Source organism: Luteibacter sp. HAY1-4A (assembly GCF_056755355.1).
Map to the genome: position 1 here is coordinate 1 of NZ_JBNDHZ010000057.1, position 21,878 is coordinate 21,878.

Sequence of the window (21,878 nt, forward strand, 5' to 3'; positions counted from 1 at the left end):
AGATGTGTATAAGAGACAGGTAAGTGGGCTTACACGACGCGCGCGATGGCGTCGGCCACGCGGTCGAGGTTGCCCTCGTTCAGGGCGGCCACGCAGATGCGCCCGGTGCTCACGGCGTAGATGCCGAACTCCGTGCGCAACCGGTCGACCTGGGCGGCGGTGAGGCCCGAGTAGGAAAACATGCCGCGCTGCCGCTCGATGAAGGCGAAGTCACCCACCTTCGACAGCCGCTCGGTCAGGCCACGGCGCATGGCGCGGATGCGCTCGCGCATTTCGCCCAGCTCGGTTTCCCACGTGGCGCGCAGGTCGTCGTGGTTCAGCACCGCGGAGACGATGGCGGCACCGTGCGTGGGCGGGTTGGAATAGTTGGTGCGGATCACGCGCTTCAGCTGCGACTGCACGCGCTGCGCCTCGTCGTGCGATGCCGTGACGATAGACAGCGCGCCCACGCGCTCGCCGTACAGCGAGAACGACTTGGAGAACGAACTGGCGACGAGGAACGGAATGTCGGCCGCGGCGAAGAGGCGCACCGCTTCGGCATCCGGTTCGATGCCATCGCCGAATCCCTGGTACGCGATGTCGAGGAACGGAACGAGACCGCGCTCGCGCACGGTGGACACCACGCGCTGCCAGTCGCCCACGGCGAGGTCGACACCGGTCGGGTTGTGACAGCAGGCGTGCAGCACGACGATCGCGCCGGCCGGCAGCTTCGCGATGCCGGCGAGCATGCCTTCCACGTCCACGCCGTGCGTGGCGGCGTCGTAGTACGGATACTCCACCACCTCGAAGCCGGCGCCTTCGAACAGCGCGCGATGGTTTTCCCAACTCGGCGTACTGATCGCGACCGGCACCGAAGGATTCAGGCGCTTGAGGAAATCGGCACCCACCTTCAGCGCACCGGTACCGCCCAGCGACTGCGCGGTGACGACGCGGCGTTCGGCAAGCAGCGGCGACGTGGCACCGAAGAGCAACTTCTGCACGGCCATGTCGTAAAGCGCGATGCCGTCGATGGGCAGGTAGCCACGCGGCAGGGCCGCCTCCACGCGCGCCTTCTCGGCCTCGCGCACGGCGCGCAACAGCGGCACGTGGCCGTTCGCGTCGTAGTAGACGCCGACGCCCAGGTTCACCTTGTCGGGACGGGTATCGGCACCGAAGGCCTCGTTGAGGCCGAGGATGGGATCGCGCGGAGCGAGTTCGACGGAAGAGAACAGGGTCATGTCGGGAGGGCCTTGGATCTTATGTGAGGATGGTCATTCGGTATCGCTGGCGGCGTCGCCACCCGCGAGCCAGGCGTGAGCGTCGGCGCGCGGCGCGCCTTCGCGCGCGCCCAGCGACACGAAATCGAACAGGTGCCGGTCGGTCAGCTGCGACGGCGCGATGTTGCCCATGGCGCGGAAGATGGTCTCGCTGCGGCCCGGATGCGCCTTTTCCCAGTCCGCGAGCATGCGCTTGACCACCTTGCGCTGCATGTTCTCCTGCGACCCGCACAGGTTGCAGGGAATGATCGGGAACTGCCGCGACTCCGCATAGGCGGCGATGTCGTCTTCGCGGCAGTAGGCGAGCGGACGGATCACCACGTGACGGCCATCGTCGGACAGCAGCTTGGGCGGCATCGCCTTCAGGCTGCCCTGGTAGAACATGTTCAGGAAGAACGTGCCGAGGATGTCGTCGCGGTGGTGGCCAAGCGCGATGCGCGTTACGCCGTTGGCCGCAGCCCACTGGTAAAGCGCGCCCCGCCGCATGCGCGAGCACAGGCTGCACATCGTCTTGCCCTGGGGGATCACCCGGGTGACGACGCTGTACGTGTCCTGCTCGATGATGTGGAACGGCACGCCGCGCGCCGTGAGGTATTCCGGCAGCACGTGCGCGGGGAAGTCCGGCTGTTTCTGGTCGAGGTTCACCGCCACCAGCTCGAAGCGGACCGGCGCCTTCGCCTGCAGCGACAACAGCATGTCCAGCAACGTGTACGAGTCCTTTCCGCCGGAAAGGCACACCATCACCTTGTCGCCGTCCTCGATCATGCCGTAGTCGGCGATGGCCTGGCCCACCTGGCGACGCAGGCGCTTGGCCAGCTTGCCGGCTTCATAGGTGTGCTTGCGGGTCGGATCGGGGATGGCGGACATGCTGCGGGCGGAACCTGGAGGGGACCCCCATTGTAGCCGCTGCGGCTGCCCCCGCCCGGCGGTACAATCCGAACCTCCTCCCTCCGCCGGCCCAATGCGATGCAGGTTCAGGATCCCGCACAGCTCGCCCAGCGCCTCGCCGAACTGAAGGTGGAGCACCGCGACCTCGACGCGGCCATCGACCACCTGGCGGCCTCCATCAGCCGGGACGAGCTGCAGCTCACCCGCCTGAAGAAGCGCAAGCTGCTCCTGAAGGACACCATCGCCCGGATCGAAAGCCGGCTCATCCCCGACCTGGACGCCTGAGCCCCCGATGGAATCCGTTCGCCTGGAAAACGCCTATGTCGCCCTGGAACCGCTCGCGCTCGAGCACATCGATGCGCTGGAGCGCGCCGCGGGCGACGGAAACCTCTGGGACCTGTGGTTCACCTCGGTGCCCGCCCCCGGGCGCATGACCGAGTACGTCGAGGCCGCCCTCCGGGGCCAGGAGGAGGGCCGCATGTCGCCCTGGGCGGTCCGCGAGAAGGCCACGGGCCAGATCGTCGGTTCCACGCGCTATTACGACATCGTGCTCGACCCGTCCCGCGTCGCCATCGGCTACACGTGGTACGCCCGCCGCTGGCAACGCAGCCACGTGAACACGGCCTGCAAGCACCTGCTGCTCGCCAACGCCTTCCTCAACGTCGGCGCCGTGGCGGTGGAGTTCCACACCGACGCCTACAACCAGGATTCGCAGCGGGCCATCGAGAAGCTGGGCGCCAGGCGCGAGGGCGTGCTGCGCGCCCACAAGCGCCGCAACGACGGCTCCCTGCGCGACACGGTGTGCTACAGCATCCTCGCGACCGAGTGGCCCGACGTGGACAAGTGGTTGCAGCTGCGGCTCCGCCGCCTCGCTCCCCTGTAGGAGCCGCCATGGCGGCGAGGGATCTGGCCCCGCTGCACCGGAAATGCGAGCACTGAAGCTCTCTGTGGGAGCTGGCTATGCCGGCGATCCCGCGATAGCGGGCACGGTCACAGGCACGTATCGCCGCTGAAGCGGCTCCCACAGGGCGCGATGGCGGTGTCCCGAGAGTTCCTCGCCGCCATGGCGGCTCCTACAGCAGTCGTCAGCGGCTGGCCACCGCATCCGGATGCGACGGCCGCACGATCAGGGTCGCCGTCATGCCCGCCGACAGCACCGTGCCGGGCGGCAGGTGCGCGGTGTCGATCTTCACCCGCACCGGCACGCGCTGGGCCAGGCGCACCCAATTGAAGGTGGGATTCACGTCGGCCAGGAGGTCGCTGCCGGTGGGATTGTCGGCGTCGGTGATGCCGTGCGCGATACTTTCCACCGTGCCTTTCAGGTGGACGCCACCGCTCATTAGCCGGATGTCGACGGGATCGCCCACGCGCAGGCCGGGCAGTTTCGTCTCTTCGAAGTAGCCGTAGATCCAGTACGAATCGCTGTCGATCAATGCCAGGCGCGGCGTGCCGGTATTCGCATAGTCGCCAACGCGGACATCGAGGTTGGTGACATAGCCGTCGACCGGCGCGAGCACGCGCGTGCGATCCAGGTTCAACTGGGCGGAAGCCAGTTCCACCTGCGCCTGGGCCACTGCCGCCAGCGACTGCTGTTGCGCGGCACTCGCCTGTTTTGTACTTGCCTGCGCTTGCTGCCAACCTGCGCGCGCGGCATTCGCGGCGGCCATCGCATTGGCCTTGTCCTCGGCGGAGATCACGTTATTGATGAGCTTCTGCCGGCGCTCCGACTGGGCTTCGTACATCTCGTAGTTCGAACGGCTCTGCTGCGCGCCGGCATAGGCGGCGTTGATGTTCGCGCCCGCGGCCCGGGCGGCCGCCTCGGCGGCGTTGAGGTTCGCCCTCGCCTGCGCGACCGCGTTTTCGTAGCGAGCCTGGTCGACCACGAAGAGCACGTCGCCCTTCTTCACGGTCTGGTTGTCGACAACGCGCACGTCGGTGACGATGCCCGCAACATCCGGCGCGATGCGCACGATCTCGGCGCGCACGCGGCCGTCGCGTGTCCACGGCGAATACATGTAGTGCTGCCACAAGGCATGCGCGACGAACGCGGCGGCCAGCACGACCACGGCGGTAACGGTGAAACGGGCAAGGGAGGCGAATTTCATCACGAGGTCACTCAGTACAGGAACAGCGCGAAGGCGCCGAAGACACACACGAAGACAGCCAGCCGGAACAACGCCGGGTGCCACACGAGGCGGTAGAAACCGAGGCGGCCGGCAACCGCGTCGAGCAGCCACAGCACCGCCAGCGCGAGAAGGAAGAAAACGAGCAGCCCCGGGACCAGGGCGTCGCCTAGTGCGATTTCACGAGGCATGGGCGATCTCCTTGGAAAGCGGAACATCGGGCATGTAGGCGGCGAGTACGGACTCACCGTCGAGCAACGCCATGCGGACGAGGTGGAGGTGGTCGAGCAGGTCGCCGGCACCTTCGTGCTCTCCGACGCTCGCGATGGCCGTGGCGACCGCATCGCGCGCGAGCAGGTAACCGGCCGCATCGGGTCTTTCGTAGAACCGGGCCAGCGTATGCAGCGAGGCGTCGAGATACGGCACGAGCGTGGGCGGCAGGTCCTGCCGCGACATGTCGTGACGGAGTTCGATGAGTGCCCGCCCTGTCTCGTGCACCGCCAGGGCCCACGCGATGAGGGCGCGCGAGTCGGCGCTGCCCGGCTCCGTCTGGGCCACCACCTGGCTTACGAGGTCATGATTCACGCTCTCGAAGCGATGCCGCAGGCCGGGAAGCGGCGCCTCGGCGGCGATGGCCACCTGTGCACGCAACCTGGCCAGCTGGCGCCGCCGCAACCACGCACTGCCGATGGCCGGAGGGATGAGCAAGAAGGAAACCGCCGCCGCGCCAAGGCCCACCACCTGGGCAAGGGCATCGTTGATGAAGTGGGCCGGATCGTAAGCCTGCAGGTTCTTCAAAGCGAGGATGTACACGAAGCCCATGGCCCAGCCGAGCCCGTATGACGCCAGCGATGACGTCATCATCATGATCAGTCCTAGCGTCAGGAATGGCGTGACGCCCACGATCAGCAGCGGGTAGCCGTCCAGTTGGGTAAGCACGAAGAACTCGCAGACGAAGGCTGCCGCCATGCCCGACACATAGCCGAGCATCACGAGCCAGGTAACGCGCGTGGGATTGGGCGTGCTCGCGAAAAGTCCCGCGAAAATCGTTGCGATGAGCATCGCACTCGCGCCCATGGGCCACGCGCTTTCGATCCAGAACGCACCGAGCACCAGCATCGTCAGAGTGGTGCGGGCCGTCGCGATGCCAGCGCCGACGAAGTCGTTCCCGCGATCGAAACGCACGCGTTCCGCCGACCCCGCAATGACCCTCGGAGTCTGCAGCGTCGCGGCGGCATCGACGTAATCGTGAAGCTCGCCCACGAAGCGAAGCAGCAAGGTCGCGCCCGTGTCGAAATCGCGGAGGTCTTGCGCGTCGTCGAGCGAGGCGCGCAGTGCGGGCACGAACGCCTTCATGCTGTCGCGCGCTTCGGCAAGACGCGGCAACAGCACGCGCGCGGCAGCCCCTGCCTCGATCGGTGCGTCCAACGCATCGCCGATCGGTGCATAGAGGCGAATCAAGGTGTTCGCCGCCACGTCGCGCCGGGCGCGCTGCAAGCGATTGATCAGATGGTGCACCGACTGGAAGGTGGTGGACGTCGCCATGAAGCGCTGGTTGAACAGCCGCAGGTGATTGCTGCGGGCACGAGCCTCGGCGTCTTCGAAGATCACGGAACTGCGCAGGTCTTCGAGCGTCACCGCGTTGCGGACGAAGCGCAGGTGCGCTTTTTCCATGGCTTCGCGGGGAATCGCGCCGCCCGTGCTATCGCGGATGAAGCCGACGAAGTGCGAGAACTGGTCGCGAGCGGTTCGACGCAGCACATCGCGCATGCGGCTGGGAAATACCACGTCGCTCACCGCGCCGCTCACCAGCAGGCCCAACAGCACTTCGCTGATGCGTGCCGTGGCCGAATCGAAGACGCCCAGCGGGTTCTCGATGACGGGAATGGCGACGATGGCCGCCGTGTAGCCGCCAAGCACGAAGGCGTAAGACTTGAAGTTGCGGTACAGCGTGGCGCCGCCGGCACAGACGCCGATCCACAGGGAAAGCACCAGCAGGAACAGGTCCCGTTGCTGCGGGAAAGCGGCCACGATGCCTACTGCCACGGCTGCGCCGGCGAGCGTGCCGATGGCGCGATAGAAACTCTTCGCCAGCACCATGCCGGACTGGCGGTTCGCGACGATGATGGTGGTCAACATCGCCGTGGACGGCGCCGGCAAGTCCAGGCGCATGGCGATCCAACCGGTGAGGAAGAACGCCGTAAGCGTCTTAGCGACGAACAGCCACGCAGAGGCTTCCTCGCGCAGGGTTTCCGCGACGACTTCGCGCGTGGGCATCGAGCGGCTCGAGAGATTGGCGGCGGGCATGGCGTGTCCCCCTTACTCTCCGAATCCGGCGAGCATCTTCTTGAGCAGCACCTCGAGCTGGTCCTGCTCTCCGGCGGTGAGGTTACGCGTCTGCCTGTGAAGCAGCGTGACGATTCCAGGGAGGAACGCATCGATGAGAGCGAGACCCTTCGGCGTCAGCGTGAGCGTGACCTTGCGCCGGTCCGAGTCGCTGCCCGAGCGCGCCAGGTAGCCCTTCTCGCAGAGCTGGGTGGTGAGGCGAGTGACATTGGCCGACTTCTCGCCCGCGGCGTCGGCCAGGGCGGAGGGATGCATGCTGTTGTCGGGGGACCCGTACAACATCATCAGGATGTTGTACTCGGGATGGTTGAGACCGTAGGGCCGCAGGAGCGCGTTCGCCTCGTCCTGGATTTCCTTGAACAGGTGCTTGATCAGGCGCACCAGCACGGTGGGGCCCCGCGGAAAATCGGGGTATTTAGCCCGGGTGATATCCAGGCGTGCCTCGGTGGGGGCGAAGTCGCTCATGCGCGGATCCTCATAAGTTGCCTCACAAGTATATAGTTCATTTGTGTATATTCAATAGCTGTAGTGACGGCGGCGCGTCCATGGCTACCTACAGCCGAAAGCGGATAGGGCCTGCATTCGCCTCAGGCCGGCTCCCGGGAAGATGACGCGGCCGGCGCCCTCGCCGACAGTCGCCCCCCATGACAAGGAGTCCCCGTGAAAACCCTCGCAAGCCTCATCGGCTCGGCGGCGATTGCCGCCAGCCTTTCCGTCCAGGCCCAAAGCGTCGTCCCTTCCGAGTCGACCCGGCCCCGCGCGTCGCAGACTACCTATCTGCGCTGCGCGTATCCCGCGCCAACGGCTTCTTCGCCCACCGCGACCGCCTACATCCAGGCTCCGGATTTCGTGCTACGCGGCACGTGGGCGAATATCAGCCTCAATCCCGGCGCGAACCTTTTCTATACGAAGCGCCGGCCGGAGGAACTGCGCCGGGCCTGTGAGCAGGCTTTATGGGAATCCGGCATCCGGGAAAGGCCCGTGCAGTGGACCGCCGCGAGCAGCGGACGCAGCTACCACCACCAGATATGGCACGACGGCCCGCTGTCGCGCGAAGGCGAGGTGGAGCGCATCGTGGCGTTCGGCGACAGCCTCAGCGACACGGGCAACGCCTACAACCTGTCGCAATGGAAGCTCCCCGCATCGCGCTCGTGGTTCCTCGGTCGCTTCAGCAATGGTCCGGTGTGGACGGAACACCTTGCCGGCATGACGGACATTCCGCTGAACACGTGGGCCATCGGCAGCGCCGAAACGCAGGACACGGCGCTCGTCGACGGACTGGACTCGCAGATCGAGTCGTTCGAGCGCTACGTGGCCAAGACGACCGATTACGACACGTCCCGGACCTTGTTCACCGTTCTCGCGGGTGCGAATGACTTCATGGGCGACAAGAGCAGCCATTTCGCTTCGGTAAAAGTGGCGACACGGCAACTGGAAATGTCACTGTTCCGCCTCGGCGAACTGGGCGCCCGGAAGGTAGTGCTGCTCAACCTGCCCGATATCTCCCGCACACCCCGTTACCGCAGCGATGCGACGAAGGCGGCGCTCGTCGGCGAGCGGGCCCGACGCTACAACGAGGCCTTACCGGCCATCGTGGAGAAACTCCGCGGGACGACGGGCATGGACGTTCGCTTGATCGATATTTCCACGATGTTCGACGAACTGCTCGCGGATCCTGCCGCGGAGGGATTGACGAACGTGGTCGACTCATGCCTCGACATCAAGGACACGGTGATCCATTACGCAACCCGGCGGCCAATGCGCGCCGCTTGCACGCCGGAAAGCTATGTGTTCTGGGACCTCGTGCATCCGACGACCGCGGTGCATCGTCTGATCGCGCGAAGGGTCTACGCGGAAGTGGCGGGTGACTGGGGCCTCGACGGCCCCTGACCCGTTCGTGCTTCGGAAATGCGGCGGGGCTCAGTCGTCGGCCGATGTCGCTCGGCCGATGAACCGTCTTGGTGCAGGCATTCCCGAATGCCTGCGCTCATACGCCGTCCGATAGGCAAGGCACGGCACCTTGAAGAGGATAAAGACATCGGCGATGAAGAGGGTAAAGACATCGGCGATGCCCCCCCACAAGGAGATCCACCATGTCAATGACTCGACACCACCTTACCCGCACCGCCCTCATCTGCGCGGCGGGCCTGCTCGGTGCCACCTCGTTCGCTGCATCTGCGCAGCCTTTCGAGGAAACCACGACCGGCGTACGCTGCCACTACTCGCTGAAGAGCGATCCGCTGGGCGCGAAGACTGCCTTCGTCGCGGCCGACTATACCCTGCGCGGTTACTGGCGCGGCTCGAGCATCCTTCCGTCGCGCAGCATGTTCTTCACCGATACCCCGCGCACCCAGGTCTACGACGCCTGCACGAAGAAGATCGCCGGTATCAAGGATGCGAAGCAGCTGGTGATGGTCGGTGCTGCCACCACTACGCAAAGCTACAACCACGAGATCTGGTACAACGGCGACCAGGCGAAAGGCAAGCCGATCGAGCGCATCGTGTCGTTCGGCGATAGCCTTAGCGATACCGGTAACATGCACAACGAATCGCAATGGAAGCTGCCCGGCACGAGCTGGCACCTCGGCCGTTTCAGCAACGGTCCCACCTGGATCGAATATCTCGCCAAGCGCGCCGGCGTGCCATTGAACAACTGGGCTATCGGCGGGGCGCAGACGAAGGATGCGCATATCGGGCTCATCCACGGCGTGGGCAAGCAGATTGACGGCTTCTTCAACTACATGGGCCATGCGAAGGGCTACGATCCGTCACGGACACTCTTCACATTCCTTATCGGCGGCAACGACTTCGTCAACGACACGAAGCTGGGCCCCGCGATCATCGACGACCAGGAAAAGGCACTCACGAAGCTGGTGGCCGGCGGCGCGAGGAAGATCCTCATCGTGGCACTTCCGGATGTATCGGTCGCCCCGGTTTTCACCATGAAAGGCGGACGCACCGATGCCCATACCGTGCTCGGCAAGGTGGAGTATTACAACGCCCACATCCGCGCGGTCGCCGAGCGGGTGGCCGCTCGCACGAAGGGTACTGAGATCCGGGTGGTGAACGCACGCGACTACTTCGACGATCTGATAAAGACCCCGGCGAAGTTCGGCCTCGTCAACACGAAGGAGTCCTGCCTGATGATCGACTCCCCGAGTTCGCTCAATTATCTGAAGGAACAGAAGCCGCGCGCGGCATGCAAGGATCCGTCGACGTACGTGTTCTGGGACACGCTGCACCCCACCACCCGGGTGCACGAGATGATGGCGGGATGGGTCATCGACGCCACGCCGACCACGTGGGGGCTGCGCAAGTAAGCCCGGCATGAATGGCAAGGACCCCTTCGTGGGGTCCTTGCCAACGTCATGCCTGCTTACTTGTCGCGCAACGCGTCGATCGCGGCGTTGAGGGTGGCGCTCGGACGCATGGCGGCGCTCACCCGCCGCATGTCCGGGTGGTAGTAGCCGCCGATGTCCTGCGGCTTGCCCTGTGCGGCGATCAACTCGGCGTCGATCTTCGCCGTGTTCTCTTCCAGCGTTTTCGCGACATCGGCGAACTTCGCCTTCAGGTCCGCATCGTCGTCCTGCGCGGCAAGGGCCTGGGCCCAGTACAGCGCGAGGTAGAAGTGGCTGCCGCGGTTGTCGATCTCGCCGACCTTGCGTGCCGGCGACTTGTTGCTGTCGAGGAAGCGGCCGTTCGCCTGGTCGAGGGTCTTCGCCAGCACGCGCGCGTGGCGGTTGTCGTAACGCTCGGCGAGGTGCTCGAGGGAAGCAGCGAGCGCGAGGAATTCACCCAGCGAATCCCAGCGCAGGTAACCCTCTTCCACGAACTGCTGCACGTGCTTCGGCGCCGAACCGCCCGCGCCGGTCTCGAACAGGCCGCCACCGGCCATCAGCGGCACGACGGAGAGCATCTTCGCCGACGTGCCCAGTTCCATGATCGGGAACAGGTCGGTGAGGTAGTCGCGCAGCACGTTGCCGGTGACCGAGATGGTGTCCTCGCCCTTGCGGATGCGCTCGAGCGAAAGCTTCGTGGCGTCCACCGGCGAGAGCACGCGAATGTCGAGCCCGGCGGTGTCGTGGTCCTTCAGGTAACGCTCGACCTTCGCAATCACCTGGGCATCGTGCGCACGGTTGCGGTCCAGCCAGAACACGGCGGGCGTGGACGAGAGCCGTGCGCGCTGCACGGCCAGCTTCACCCAGTCCTGGATCGGGGCGTCCTTGGTCTGGCACATGCGCCAGATGTCGCCCTGCTCCACCGCATGCTCGAACACCACCGAGCCGTCGTCGGCGACGACACGCACGGTGCCGTCGGCGGGAACCTGGAAGGTCTTGTCGTGCGAGCCGTACTCCTCGGCCTTCTGCGCCATCAGGCCCACGTTCGGCACGCTGCCCATGGTGGCGGGATCGAACGCGCCGTGCGCGATGCAATCCTCGATGACGGCCTGGTAGACGCCGGCGTAGGATCGATCGGGAATGACGGCCTTCACGTCCTGGAGCTTGCCTTCGGCGTTCCACATGCCGCCGGAGTCGCGGATCATCGCCGGCATGGAGGCATCGATGATGACGTCGCTCGGCACGTGCAGGTTGGTGATGCCCTTGTCGGAATTCACCATGGCAAGGGCCGGACGCTGCGCATACTCGGCCTTCAGGTCGGCTTCGATCTCGGCGCGCTTACCCGCGTCGAGCTTATCGAGGCGCGCGTACAGGTCGCCGATGCCGTTGTTGGCGTCGAAGCCTACGTGCTTCAGGGCGTCGGCGTGCTTCGCCAGCACATCCTTGTAGAACTCGCGCACCGCGATGCCGAACATGATCGGGTCGGAGACCTTCATCATCGTGGCCTTCAGGTGCAGCGAGAAGAGCACGCCCTTGGCCTTGGCATCGGCGATCTGGGTATCGATGAAGGCGGCCAGCGCCTTGCGGCTCATCACGGCGGCATCGACGATCTCGCCGGCCTTCACCGCGACCTTTTCCTTCAGGACCTTCGTGGCGCCGTCCTTGCCCACGAACTCGATGCGCAGGCTGCCGGCCTTGTCGATCGTGGCCGACTTCTCGCTACCGTAGAAGTCGCCGCCGTCCATGTGCGCGACGTGCGACTTCGAATCGGGCGACCACTTGCCCATGCGGTGCGGATGCTTGCGCGCGTAGTTCTTGACCGAGAGCGGCGCGCGGCGGTCGGAGTTGCCTTCGCGCAGCACCGGATTCACGGCACTGCCCATGGCCTTGCCATAGCGCGCGTTGGTTTCTTTTTCCTCGTCGGTGGACGGGGAATCGACGTAATCGGGCAGCGCATAGCCCTGCGCCTGCAATTCGCGGATGGCGGCCTTCATCTGCGGCACGGAGGCGCTGATGTTCGGCAGCTTGATGATGTTGGCCTCCGGCTTGGTGGCCAGTTCGCCCAGTTCCGCAAGGTGGTCGCCGATCTTCTGCGCGTCGGTGAGGCGGTCCGGGAACTGCGCCAGGATGCGGCCGGCCAGCGAGATGTCGCGCGTTTCCACGGCCACGCCGGCGGTACCGGCGAAAGCCTCGACGATCGGCAGGAAGGAAGCGGTGGCGAGGAACGGCGCTTCGTCGGTGAGCGTGTAGATGATCTTGGGCGAGCTGGACATGATTCGGCGAGCCTTATGCTTGAGTGGGCCAGGTCATGGACTGGAAACCTGTCCATTGTGGCCCGACTGGCGCCGGAGGGGGAAGCGAGGCCCTGGAACGACTGTTGTGCTTCGAGGGCAAGAAGGCGCTCCTGCCCCGTGGGACCTGCCCTGTGGGAGCCGCTTCAGCGGCGATACGCGCTCGCGAGAGTGCCCGCTGCCGCGGGATCGCCGGCATAGCCGGCTCCCACAAGGGTCTCCTCACATGGGCCTGCCCACATGGATTTTTGGCGGTCCGTTGAGGTATCGGTTCAGGATGCCCTGGCGAGGGCCCGCCGACGCTCCAGCCGCCGCGCCTTGCGCGCCTTCCAGCGCTCCGACAGGCACGCGAAGATCACGTAGAGCGCCGGGGTGGACAGCAAGGTCAGGCTTTGCGAGATCACCAGGCCGCCGATCATGGCGATGCCGAGCGGACGGCGCAGTTCCGCGCCCTCGCCGAGACCGATCGCCAGCGGCGTGGCGGCGAGGATGGCCACCATCGTGGTCATCATGATAGGCCGGAAGCGGACGAGGCAGGCCTCGCGAATGGCTTCCTTGTAGTTCAGGGCGTGGTCGCGCTGGGCGACCAGGGCGAAGTCGATCATCATGATCGCGTTCTTCTTCACGATGCCGATGAGCAGCACCAGTGCGATCATCGCCACCACCGACAGCTCGGTATCGGTGATGACCAGCGCGGCAAGGGCACCCACGCCCGCCGCGGGCAGCGTCGAGATGATCGTCACCGGGTGGATGAGGCTTTCATAGAGCATGCCCATCAACAGGTAGACCACGACGATCGCTGCAAGGATGAGCAGGGGCATGTTGCTTTGCGCCTGCTGGAACCGGCCGAAACTGCTGCTGGTATCGAGGCGGATATCGCCCGGCATGCGCATGCCATCCACCGTCCTCTGGATGATCTCCATGGCCTCGCCCATGCTCACGTTCGGGGCGAGGTTGAAGCTCACGGCCATGCTCGTGTACTGGTCTTCATGCACGATCTGGGTGGGTGAGAGGCCGGGTTCCTGACGGGTCACGGCGGAGATCGGCACCATGGCGCCGGACTTCGAGCGTACGTAGATCTGGTTGAGCGCTTCCGGAGTGGCCGCCATCTGCGGCAAGGCGTTCACGATGACGCGGTACTGGTTGATGTCCGAATAGATGGTGGATACCGCACGCTGGCCGAACGCGTTGTACAGCGCGCCGTCGATGTCGCCGACGCCCACGCCGAGACGCGCGGCCGTATCGCGGTCGATCACCATGTTCTGGCGCAGGCCCGCCGCATCGATGTCGCTGCCGACGTCCTTGAGCATCGGGTTCTTCTTCAGGGCGTCCACCAGTTTCGGCACCCATACCTGCAGTTCGGCCACGTCGTCGCCCTTCAGCGACACCGAGTACTGCCCGCCCTGCGAACTGCCGCCGCCACCGCCGGTCGGCAGGTCCTGGATCGGGCGCAGGCGCAGGTTGAGGTCCGGATATTTGTTCGCCTTCGTGGACAACCTGTCGAGCACCGCGAAGGTGCTTTCCTTGCGTCCCTCCGCCATCGTCTTCAGTTCGATGTTGAAGAAGCCGCTGGAACCGGTGCGGCTGGTGCCCAGGCGCGACCCCACGGCCTTCACGTCGGGATCGGCCAGCAGCATCTCGGTGAGGCGGGCCTGGCGTGTCTTCATTTCGCTGAAGGACACGGTGGAACTCGACGTGGCGCGGGCACCGATGAGGCCTGTGTCCTGCGGCGGGAAGAAGCCGCCCTTCACCATGCCGAAGAGGACGATGGTCACGCCGACGAGGACCAGCGGCGTGAGCGCCATCAGCAGCGCGTGGCGCAGCGTCCAGTCGAGCGCGCGGCGGTACATGCCCAGCATGCGCTCGTGTCCGCGCTCCAGCGCACGGCCGAGCCTGGACTGCGGCTTGTCGTCCTTGTGCGCGGTGAGGAAATGGGCGCAAAGCGACGGCGTGAGGGTAAGCGATACCAGTGCCGACACGACGATCGCCGCCACCAGGGTGACCGTGAATTCCTTGAAGAACATGCCGATGACGCCGGGCGCCAGCAACAGCGGAATGAACACCGCGATGAGGGAACCGGTGATCGATACGATAGTGAAGCCGATCTCGTGCGCACCGAGCAACGCCGCCTCGAAGCGGGGAACGCCCTCGTCCATGTGCCGGATGACGTTCTCGATCACGACGATGGCGTCGTCCACCACGAAGCCGATGGCGATCACGAGCGCCAGCAGGGTGAGGTTGTTGAGCGTATAGCCGAAGGCGTACATCGCGATGAACGCGCCCGCCAGCGAGAGCGGCACCGCGACGCCGGCGATGAGCGTGGGCGCCAGGCGGCGCAGGAACAGCGCCATCGTCATGATGACCATGGCCAGGCTGATCAACAGCGTGGCCTGCACCTCATGGAGCGACGCGCGGATGGTCGGGGTGCCGTCGAAGAAGGAATGCAGCCGCACGCCGCCCGGTAGCCATGTCTGCATCTGCGGCATCAGGGCTTTCACCCGGTCCACCGTCTCGATGACGTTGGCATCCGCCTTCTTGTACACGTACATCAGGATGCCGGGGCGGCCGTTGAACCACGCCGCCTGGTAGGCATCCTGTTGTCCGTCGTACACCTTGGCGATATCGGACAGCCGGATCGGCACGCCGTCCTTCACCCCGATGATGAGCTTCGCGAACTCGTCGGCCTTGTGCAGTGAATCGGTGGCGGTCACCGCCATCGTGGTGTGGCCGTCGCTGAGGAAGCCCTGCGGCGAGGTGACGTTGGCGGCGGTGAGGGCGTTGCGCAGCTGGTCCGGCGAAAGGCCCATGGCGTTCAGCGCGCGCAGGTTCACGTCTACGCGAATGGCGGGCGTCGCGCTGCCGGCGATGTCGACGGTGGCGATGCCTTCCTGCTGGCGCAGGCGCTGCGCCAGCACCGAATCGGCGATGTTGTACAGGTCGGTGGGCGCCACCGTGTCCGAGGTGAGCGCCAGCACGATGATCGGATCGTCGTTGGGGTTCGCCTTGGTGTACGAGGGCTGGTTCAGCAAGCCCGAGGGGAGGTCGGGCTGTGCCGCATTGATCGCCGCCTGCACGTCGCGCGCCGCGGAGTCGATGTTCACGCCGTTCTGGAAGAACAGGAGCACGAAGGTGCTGCCTTCGGAGCTGTTCGAGCGCATCGATTCCACGCCCGGCACCTGGCCGAGGTGGCGCTCCAGCGGCGCGGCCACGGTCGATGCCATCGTGCTCGCGTCCGCGCCGGACTGCGATGCCTGGACGAAGATCGCCGGGAACTGGATGTTGGGAAGCGCGGCCACGCCGAGCAGCGCGTAGCAGATGATGCCGACCGCGAAGATGCCGATCGCCAGCAGCGACGTACCGATGGGGCGACGGATGAACGGGCCGGAGATATTCATTGCGCGGACGGGCTTATGTGGGGCATGGGAAGTCGGGGCATCCGGTCCCTAACGCGCCAGTTCGAAAAAGGTTTCGCCGGGCGGCGAACCGTCCGGCGAATGGGGTGGCTTCGGTGTCCCCCGCGCGTGGGCGTCATCAGCCCGCGGCTTGCGGGTGCGCGTCGTGCGCCAGGGCGCGTCGTCGCTTGCGCTCGGCCAGCCAGTCGGAGAACCGCTCCATGTACAGGTAGATCACCGGCGTGGTGTACAGGGTGACCAGCTGCGACAGCAGCAGGCCGCCCACGATCGACACGCCCAGCGGCTTGCGCAGTTCCGAACCGATGCCGTTGCCCAACGCCAGGGGCAGCGCACCGAGCAGCGCGGCCGCCGTGGTCATCATGATCGGGCGGAAGCGCAGCAGGCAGGCACGGCGGATGGCATCGGTGGCGTTCATGCCGGTGCGCTTCGCCTCGATGGCGAAGTCGATCATCATGATCGCGTTCTTCTTTACGATGCCGATCAGCAGCACGATACCCACGATGCCGTCCACGGACAGGCTCATGCCGCACAGGAGCAGCGCCAGCAACGCGCCCACGCCGGCGGGCGGAAGCGTGGAGATGATGGTGAGCGGGTGGATGTAGCTCTCGTAGAGCACGCCCAGCACGATGTAGATGACGATGATCGACGCGAGGAGCAGCAGTACCTCGTCACCCACCGACGAGGAGAACTCGGCGGCCTTGCCGATGAACTGGCCACGCACCTGCGGCGGGAAGTTCAGGTCCTTCTCCACCTCATGGATGGCGTCGACTGCGCTCGAGAGCGAATAGCCGGGCGCGAGGTTGAAGGAGATCGTGACGGAAGGCAGCTGTTGCAGGTGGCTCACCACCAGCGGCGCGCTGGTGACCTGCGCGCTCGCCAGCGCGGCCAGCGGAATCGTGCCACCGGCACCGACCTGGAAGCCCACGTTGCCGGTATTGCCGATACCTGCCGGCGTGGCCGAATTGCTCGAGGCCAGCTGGCCGAAGCTGGTGGCGTTGGAACCCGTGAGCGCGCCGTTGCCGTTGCCGCGCACGGTGAGCTTGTTAAGCAGGTCCGTGCTGTTCCGGTACTCCGGCGACACCTCCAGCACTACGCGGTACTGGTTGAGCTGGGTGAAGATGGTGGAGATCTGGCGCTGGCCGTAGGCGTCGTAGAGCGTGTCGTCGATCGTCTGCACCGGCACACCGAGGCGGCTGGCACTGTCGCGGTCGATCGTGAGCTTCAGCGCGTTGCCCTTGTCGGCGAGGTTGTTGTCCACGTCGGCCAGTTCGGGGCGCTTGCGCAGCGCGGACGTCATCTGCTGCGCGTAACCGGAAAGCTCGCTCGAATTCACGTCCGACATCGAGTACTGGTACTCGGTGGCGGATACCTGGCTGTCGAGCGTCACGTCCTGCACCGGCTTCAGGTACAGCGCAACACCGGCCACGTTCGCCACGGCCCGCTGCAGGCGCGGCAGCACCACGTCGAGACCGTCGCGGTCGCCGCGCTCCTTCAGCACCAGCGAAATCTGGCCTTGATTGAGCGTGGGATTGATCGAACCGGCACCGATGAAGGCCGCGACACCCGAGACGGCGGGGTCCTTGGCCAACGCGTCGGCCACGGCCTTCGTGCGTTGCTCCATCTGCGGGAAGGCCACGTTCTGGTCGGCCTGCACCACCGCGGTGATGAGGCCCGTGTCCTGCTCCGGCAGCAGGCCCTTCGGGATCACGATGTAGAGCGCCACGGTGAGCGCGACGGTGAGGCCGGCCACGATCATGGTGAGCGGACGATGGTCGAGCACCCAGTCCAGGCTGCGGCCGTAGCCTTCGACGATGCGCGACCACGTGGTGTGCTTGCCCGCCGCCGCGGCATGCTCGTGCGCGTCTTCCGCGTCGGGCAGCTGGTCGGCCCGCAACAGGTAGGCGCACATCATCGGCGTGAGGGTCAGCGACACCAGCATGGAGATCGACACCGCGATCGTCAGCACCCAGGCGAACTCGTGGAACAGCCTGCCGGTGACGCCCGGCATCAGCAGCAGCGGCAGGAACACCGCGACCAGCGACACGGTCAGCGACAGCACCGTGAAGCCGATTTCCTTCGCGCCGACCTCGGCGGCCGTCTTCGCGTCCTGGCCCTGCTCGATGTAGCGGACGATGTTCTCGATCATGACGATAGCGTCGTCGACCACGAAGCCGGTCGCGACCGCGAGCGCCATGAGCGAGAGGTTGTCCAGCGACATGCCGGCGAAAGCCATGACGCCGAAGGTGCCCATCAACGACAGCGGCACTGCCACCGACGGGATCACCGTGGCCCACAGGCGGCGCAGGAAGACGAAGATCACCGCCACCACGAGGCAGATGGTGAGGATGAGCGTGAACTGCACGTCCTCCACCGAGGCCCGGATGGTGATGGTGCGGTCGGAGAACACCTTCAGGTGCACGTCGGCCGGCAGCACCTTCTGCAGGTCCGGAATGGTTTCACGGATCTGCTGCACCGTCTGCACGATGTTCGCGCCGGGCTGGCGGCGGATGTCGAGCAGCACGGCAGGCTTGCCGTTGGCCCATGCGGCCAGCTGGTCGTTCTCCACTCCGTCGATCACGTTCGCCACGTCGGACAGGCGCACGGGTGCGCCGTTCTTGTAGCTGATGATGGTGCCCTTGTACTCGGCGGCATCGACGAGCTGGTCGTTCGTGCCGATGCTGTACGACTGCGTCTTGCCGTTCAGCGTGCCCTTGGGAGCGTTGACGTTGGCCTGGGTGAGGGAGCTGCGCACGTCCTCCATGGTGAGGCCGAGGTTCGCCAGCTGCGCCGGGTTCACCTGGATGCGCACGGCCGGGCGCACGTTGCCGGCGATGGACACGAGGCCCACGCCCTGCACCTGCGAGAGCTTCTGCGCCAGGATGGAATCGGCGAAGTTGTTCACGTCACGCAGCGGACGCGTGTCCGAGGTGAGCATCAGCGTCATGATCGGCGCGTCGGCCGGGTTCACGCGGTTGTACACCGGCGGATACGGCAGGTTGTTCGGCAGCGTGCCGCGCGCCTGGTTGATGGCGGCCTGCACGTCCTGTGCCGCGATGTCGATGTCGCGGTCCATGTTGAACTGCAGGATGATCGTCGACAGGCCGGCCGACGAGTCGGAGCTCATCATGTTCAGGCCGGAGATCTGGCCGAAATTGCGTTCCAGCGGCGTCGTGACCAGTGCCGCCATCGTCGTGGCGCTGGCACCGGGGTACTGCGTGGTGACCACCAGGCTCGGCGCGTCGATCTCCGGCAGCGCCGATACCGGCAGCTGGCGGTAGCCGAGGATGCCGAGCAGCAGCACCGCCACCATGAGCAGTGACGTGGCGATCGGCCGGCGGATGAAGAGTGTCGAGAAACCCACGGTGTGTTCCTGGTATCGGGACCAAAGCGGTCCATGGTCGGCGCGCCCGTCATGGGCGCGCCGCGCGCTATCAGCCGCCGCGACGTCCGCCCTCGCGGCCCTTCTTCGCCGACGCCTTCTGCAGTTCTTCCGCGGTCGGCGCGGCCGGCACCTGGCCCGGCGCCAGCGGCTGCACCTTGGAGCCCGGCTTGAGGCGGAACTGGCCTTCCGTAACGACCTTCTCGCCCAGCTTCACGCCCTTGCTGAGCAGCACGTGGCTGTCGCCCACTTCGCTGGCGGTTTCCACCGGCTGCATCTTGACCGTGTTGTCGCCCTGCACGAGGTACACGTAGTCGCCATCGGGCCCGCGCTGCACCGCCTGCGCGGGCACCACCAGGCCGCCCTTCACCGTGCGGACGCGCACGCGGGCATTCACGAACTGGCCCGGCCAGAGCTCGGTCTTCTGGTTGTCGAAGAGCGCACGCAGGCGGAAGGTGCCGGTCGTCGTGTCGATGGTGTTGTCGATGACGTCCAGGTGACCCGTGGTCACCACGTGGGCATCGACGCGATCAAGGGCGTCGACCTCCAGGGGGTTGGCCGGATCGTCACGCATGGCGCTGCGGACGAGGTCGAGGTTCTTCTCGGGCAGGTTGAACGACACGTAGATCGGGTGCACCTCGGTGAGGGTGACGATCGAATCCGAGGTGGACACGATGTTGCCCACGTCGACCGCGCGGATGCCGGCGAGACCGTCGATCGGCGCGATGACCTTGGTGAAGCCCAGCTGCACCTGGGAGGCGCGGATCGACGCCTGGTCGGCCACCACGGTGGCGCTTGCCTGGTCGAGCGTGTTCTTCAGGTTGTCCAGGTCCTGCTTGGACACGTACTGCTGGCCGCCCTTGCTGACCAGGTTCTGCGAACGCTCGAGGTTGTTCTTCGCGGTGGCGGCGGCGGCCTGGTCCTGGCGCAATTTCGCCATGGCCTGGTCGTACTGCGACTGGATGGTGCGCGGATCGATTTCCGCAAGCACGGCGCCGGCCTTCACTTCCTGGCCTTCCTGGAAGTTCAGCTTCATCAGCTGGCCACCGACCTGCGGGCGCACCACCACGGAATTGCGGGCCTGCGCGGTGCCGGTGGCGACGAGGTATACGGGCACGTCCTGCGAGGCGACCGGAACCACGGTGACCGGCACCGGCGGCTGGTCGCCCTGGCCCTCGCCATTGGCCTTGCCCTGTGCATTGGCGTCGCCGCCGTGGTGGCCCAGGCGGGGGACGATGAAAATGCCCGCTATCACCAGAACGACGATGACCGCCAGCGCGATCTTCCAAAAACGCGACATGCAACACTCCCAGGATAAATAGCCGGACGACCCACGGTTTCGCCCGATACGCCGTGTGCCACGGGGGTTTATACCCCCAAAACATGAATGATGGACGGCGCCAATATAGGTGTAGGGGAACGGAATTGAACAATGCCGGTTGACAGGGGTGCGCCATGACTGACGGCACGTGTCGTCCCGTCCCCCCGCGGGCATCCGGATGGAGACCGCTGACTCACGCGGAGGTTCCGTTATACTCGCTGGGTTCGACGCCGCCATTGCGGCCGGCAGGCACGCCGGATCCCGGGGAGGGGGACGGCACACCCAAAATCAGTGGAGTCAATGCGTGAGCGGTTCTCCGAGCAAGTCCGACCAGAACTTCATGCGTCAGTTCTCATGGCTGACCGCCGGCCTCAGTGTCCTGGCCGTCCTCCTGATGGTCATCGCGTATGCCATCTACAGCAACATTCCCAAGGAGCAGGACCCCGCGGTAGCCAAGCGCACCGAGGCCCGCATCGCTCCCGTCGGCGGTGTCTACGCCGGTGACACGGGCCGCGCCGCCATGCTGGCCGCCCAGGAAGCCGCGGCCAAGGCCGCCGCCTCGCAGGTGGCCTACGGCGGCAGCACCGACGGCAAGACCATCTACGACAACCTCTGCCACAGCTGCCACACGGCCGGCGTGGCTGGCGCGCCGAAGCTGGGCGACAAGGGCGCGTGGGGCTCGCGCGTCGCCGAGGGCCTTGCCACCCTCACGAAGCACGCCATCGAGGGCTATACCGGCCCCGACGGCAACCACATGCCTGCCAAGGGCGGCAATCCGGCGCTCACCGACGAGCAGGTGAGCAATACCGTAAAGTGGATGGTCGACCAGGTGAAGTAACCGCGCCTTGTCCGCACCTCGAGAAAGCCGCGATCGATTCGCGGCTTTTTTTCGCCTCTTTATTACAGGGCGGCGATGCGGGCGTCCGCGAAGCGCCGAAGGTCGGGAAAGAAATTCGCGAAAGTTCTTTCGAGTTCGGCCGCCTGCGCCTGCAGCACCGGCACGCCGTCGGCCACGGGGTTAGCCCGGGACAGCCGCTGCGATAATCCGGCGAAAGCACCGGCCACGCGCTCGACCTGCGCGTAGCCTGCGGGCAGGTCATGCCGATCCATGTAAGAGAGGAAGCGTTTCAGGCCCTCGGGAAGGATCGCCTCCGCCGCGTGCAGTTCCGCGCGCAGGTTCCCGGAGAATGCATCGAGCGGCACGTCGCTCCATGCCGCGAAGTCACGGGCCAGCAGGTGGTCGAACCACACGTCCAGCAGGATCCCGGCGTATCTGCGGAACGGCGGCTGCATGCGCTCCCGCGCCGCGCGCACTTCGGGATGGGCGTCGGTGAAGCTGTCGATGGCCCGGTGCAGGTGGATGCCGTCGCGAACCCGCTGTGGCAAGGCCGGATCGGGTGTGCCATGGACGAAATCTCCCAGCACCCCGCCCAGCCTGAGCTGCGCGTCGCCCCCGGACAGGAACGCATGCGCCAGCACGTTCATGGGTTTGCTCCGCCGCGAGGCGCACGGTCAGCGGGTAT

16 protein-coding genes are annotated in these 21,878 nt (G+C 65.9%); 5 read left to right on the forward strand and 11 right to left on the reverse strand.

The window, feature by feature from the left end:
- Nucleotides 1-29: 29 nt before the first annotated feature.
- Both ACPYOD_RS16495 and ttcA read right to left on the reverse strand, forming a co-directional pair.
- Nucleotides 30-1,217, reverse strand: a complete 1,188-nt coding sequence (locus ACPYOD_RS16495) for an amino acid aminotransferase (protein WP_481302797.1) — start codon at nt 1,215-1,217, stop codon at nt 30-32.
- A gap of 33 nt (nt 1,218-1,250) precedes the next feature.
- Nucleotides 1,251-2,123, reverse strand: coding sequence for a tRNA 2-thiocytidine(32) synthetase TtcA (gene ttcA, locus ACPYOD_RS16500; protein ID WP_481302798.1), 873 nt, complete (start codon nt 2,121-2,123; stop codon nt 1,251-1,253).
- A gap of 99 nt (nt 2,124-2,222) precedes the next feature.
- On the opposite strand from ttcA, the gene ACPYOD_RS16505 reads away from it, so the two are divergent.
- Nucleotides 2,223-2,429: a YdcH family protein gene (locus ACPYOD_RS16505; protein ID WP_481302799.1), complete on the forward strand. Its 207-nt coding sequence runs from the start codon at nt 2,223-2,225 to the stop codon at nt 2,427-2,429.
- A gap of 7 nt (nt 2,430-2,436) precedes the next feature.
- Nucleotides 2,437-3,027, forward strand: coding sequence for a GNAT family N-acetyltransferase (locus ACPYOD_RS16510; protein WP_481302800.1), 591 nt, complete (start codon nt 2,437-2,439; stop codon nt 3,025-3,027).
- A gap of 202 nt (nt 3,028-3,229) precedes the next feature.
- On the opposite strand, the gene ACPYOD_RS16515 is transcribed toward ACPYOD_RS16510, so the two are convergent.
- Genes ACPYOD_RS16515 through ACPYOD_RS16530 form a run of 4 tightly spaced genes read right to left on the reverse strand, consistent with a single transcriptional unit; the run spans nt 3,230 to nt 7,078 of the window.
- Nucleotides 3,230-4,249, reverse strand: coding sequence for an HlyD family secretion protein (locus tag ACPYOD_RS16515; protein ID WP_481302801.1), 1,020 nt, complete (start codon nt 4,247-4,249; stop codon nt 3,230-3,232).
- An 11-nt stretch (nt 4,250-4,260) separates the two neighbouring features.
- Nucleotides 4,261-4,458 (reverse strand): DUF1656 domain-containing protein, encoded by a 198-nt coding sequence (locus ACPYOD_RS16520; protein WP_481302802.1) that lies wholly within the window; start codon nt 4,456-4,458, stop codon nt 4,261-4,263.
- The gene (locus ACPYOD_RS16525; RefSeq protein ID WP_481302803.1) at nt 4,448-6,574 is read right to left on the reverse strand and encodes an FUSC family protein; all 2,127 of its coding nucleotides are present in this window, start codon (nt 6,572-6,574) and stop codon (nt 4,448-4,450) included. The genes ACPYOD_RS16520 and ACPYOD_RS16525 overlap by 11 nt, the downstream gene beginning before the upstream one ends.
- 12 nt (nt 6,575-6,586) lie before the next feature.
- Nucleotides 6,587-7,078, reverse strand: coding sequence for a MarR family winged helix-turn-helix transcriptional regulator (locus ACPYOD_RS16530; protein WP_481302804.1), 492 nt, complete (start codon nt 7,076-7,078; stop codon nt 6,587-6,589).
- Between the two features lie 195 nt (nt 7,079-7,273).
- Between ACPYOD_RS16530 and ACPYOD_RS16535 the strand changes: the two genes are divergently transcribed.
- The gene (locus ACPYOD_RS16535; RefSeq protein WP_481302805.1) at nt 7,274-8,503 is read left to right on the forward strand and encodes an SGNH/GDSL hydrolase family protein; all 1,230 of its coding nucleotides are present in this window, start codon (nt 7,274-7,276) and stop codon (nt 8,501-8,503) included.
- Nucleotides 8,504-8,706: 203 nt separating this feature from the next.
- On the forward strand, nt 8,707-9,933 hold the full coding sequence (locus tag ACPYOD_RS16540; protein WP_481302806.1) for an SGNH/GDSL hydrolase family protein: 1,227 nt from the start codon (nt 8,707-8,709) through the stop codon (nt 9,931-9,933).
- 56 nt (nt 9,934-9,989) lie between these two features.
- Here ACPYOD_RS16540 and ACPYOD_RS16545 read toward each other — a convergent pair whose 3' ends face one another.
- The 4 genes from ACPYOD_RS16545 to ACPYOD_RS16560 form a co-directional block, all read right to left on the reverse strand.
- On the reverse strand, nt 9,990-12,224 hold the full coding sequence (locus ACPYOD_RS16545; protein ID WP_481302807.1) for an NADP-dependent isocitrate dehydrogenase: 2,235 nt from the start codon (nt 12,222-12,224) through the stop codon (nt 9,990-9,992).
- A 290-nt stretch (nt 12,225-12,514) separates the two neighbouring features.
- Complete coding sequence (locus tag ACPYOD_RS16550; protein ID WP_481302808.1) at nt 12,515-15,637, reverse strand: efflux RND transporter permease subunit; 3,123 nt, start codon at nt 15,635-15,637, stop codon at nt 12,515-12,517.
- Between the two features lie 136 nt (nt 15,638-15,773).
- Nucleotides 15,774-19,016, reverse strand: coding sequence for an efflux RND transporter permease subunit (locus ACPYOD_RS16555; RefSeq protein ID WP_481302809.1), 3,243 nt, complete (start codon nt 19,014-19,016; stop codon nt 15,774-15,776).
- Nucleotides 19,017-19,086: 70 nt separating this feature from the next.
- On the reverse strand, nt 19,087-20,334 hold the full coding sequence (locus tag ACPYOD_RS16560; RefSeq protein ID WP_481302810.1) for an efflux RND transporter periplasmic adaptor subunit: 1,248 nt from the start codon (nt 20,332-20,334) through the stop codon (nt 19,087-19,089).
- A 361-nt stretch (nt 20,335-20,695) separates the two neighbouring features.
- Between ACPYOD_RS16560 and ACPYOD_RS16565 the strand changes: the two genes are divergently transcribed.
- Entirely contained in the window at nt 20,696-21,193 is a 498-nt protein-coding gene (locus tag ACPYOD_RS16565) for a c-type cytochrome (RefSeq protein WP_481302819.1), read from the forward strand.
- Between the two features lie 62 nt (nt 21,194-21,255).
- Here ACPYOD_RS16565 and ACPYOD_RS16570 read toward each other — a convergent pair whose 3' ends face one another.
- Entirely contained in the window at nt 21,256-21,840 is a 585-nt protein-coding gene (locus tag ACPYOD_RS16570) for an acyl carrier protein phosphodiesterase (protein ID WP_481302811.1), read from the reverse strand.
- Nucleotides 21,841-21,878 lie beyond the last annotated feature (38 nt).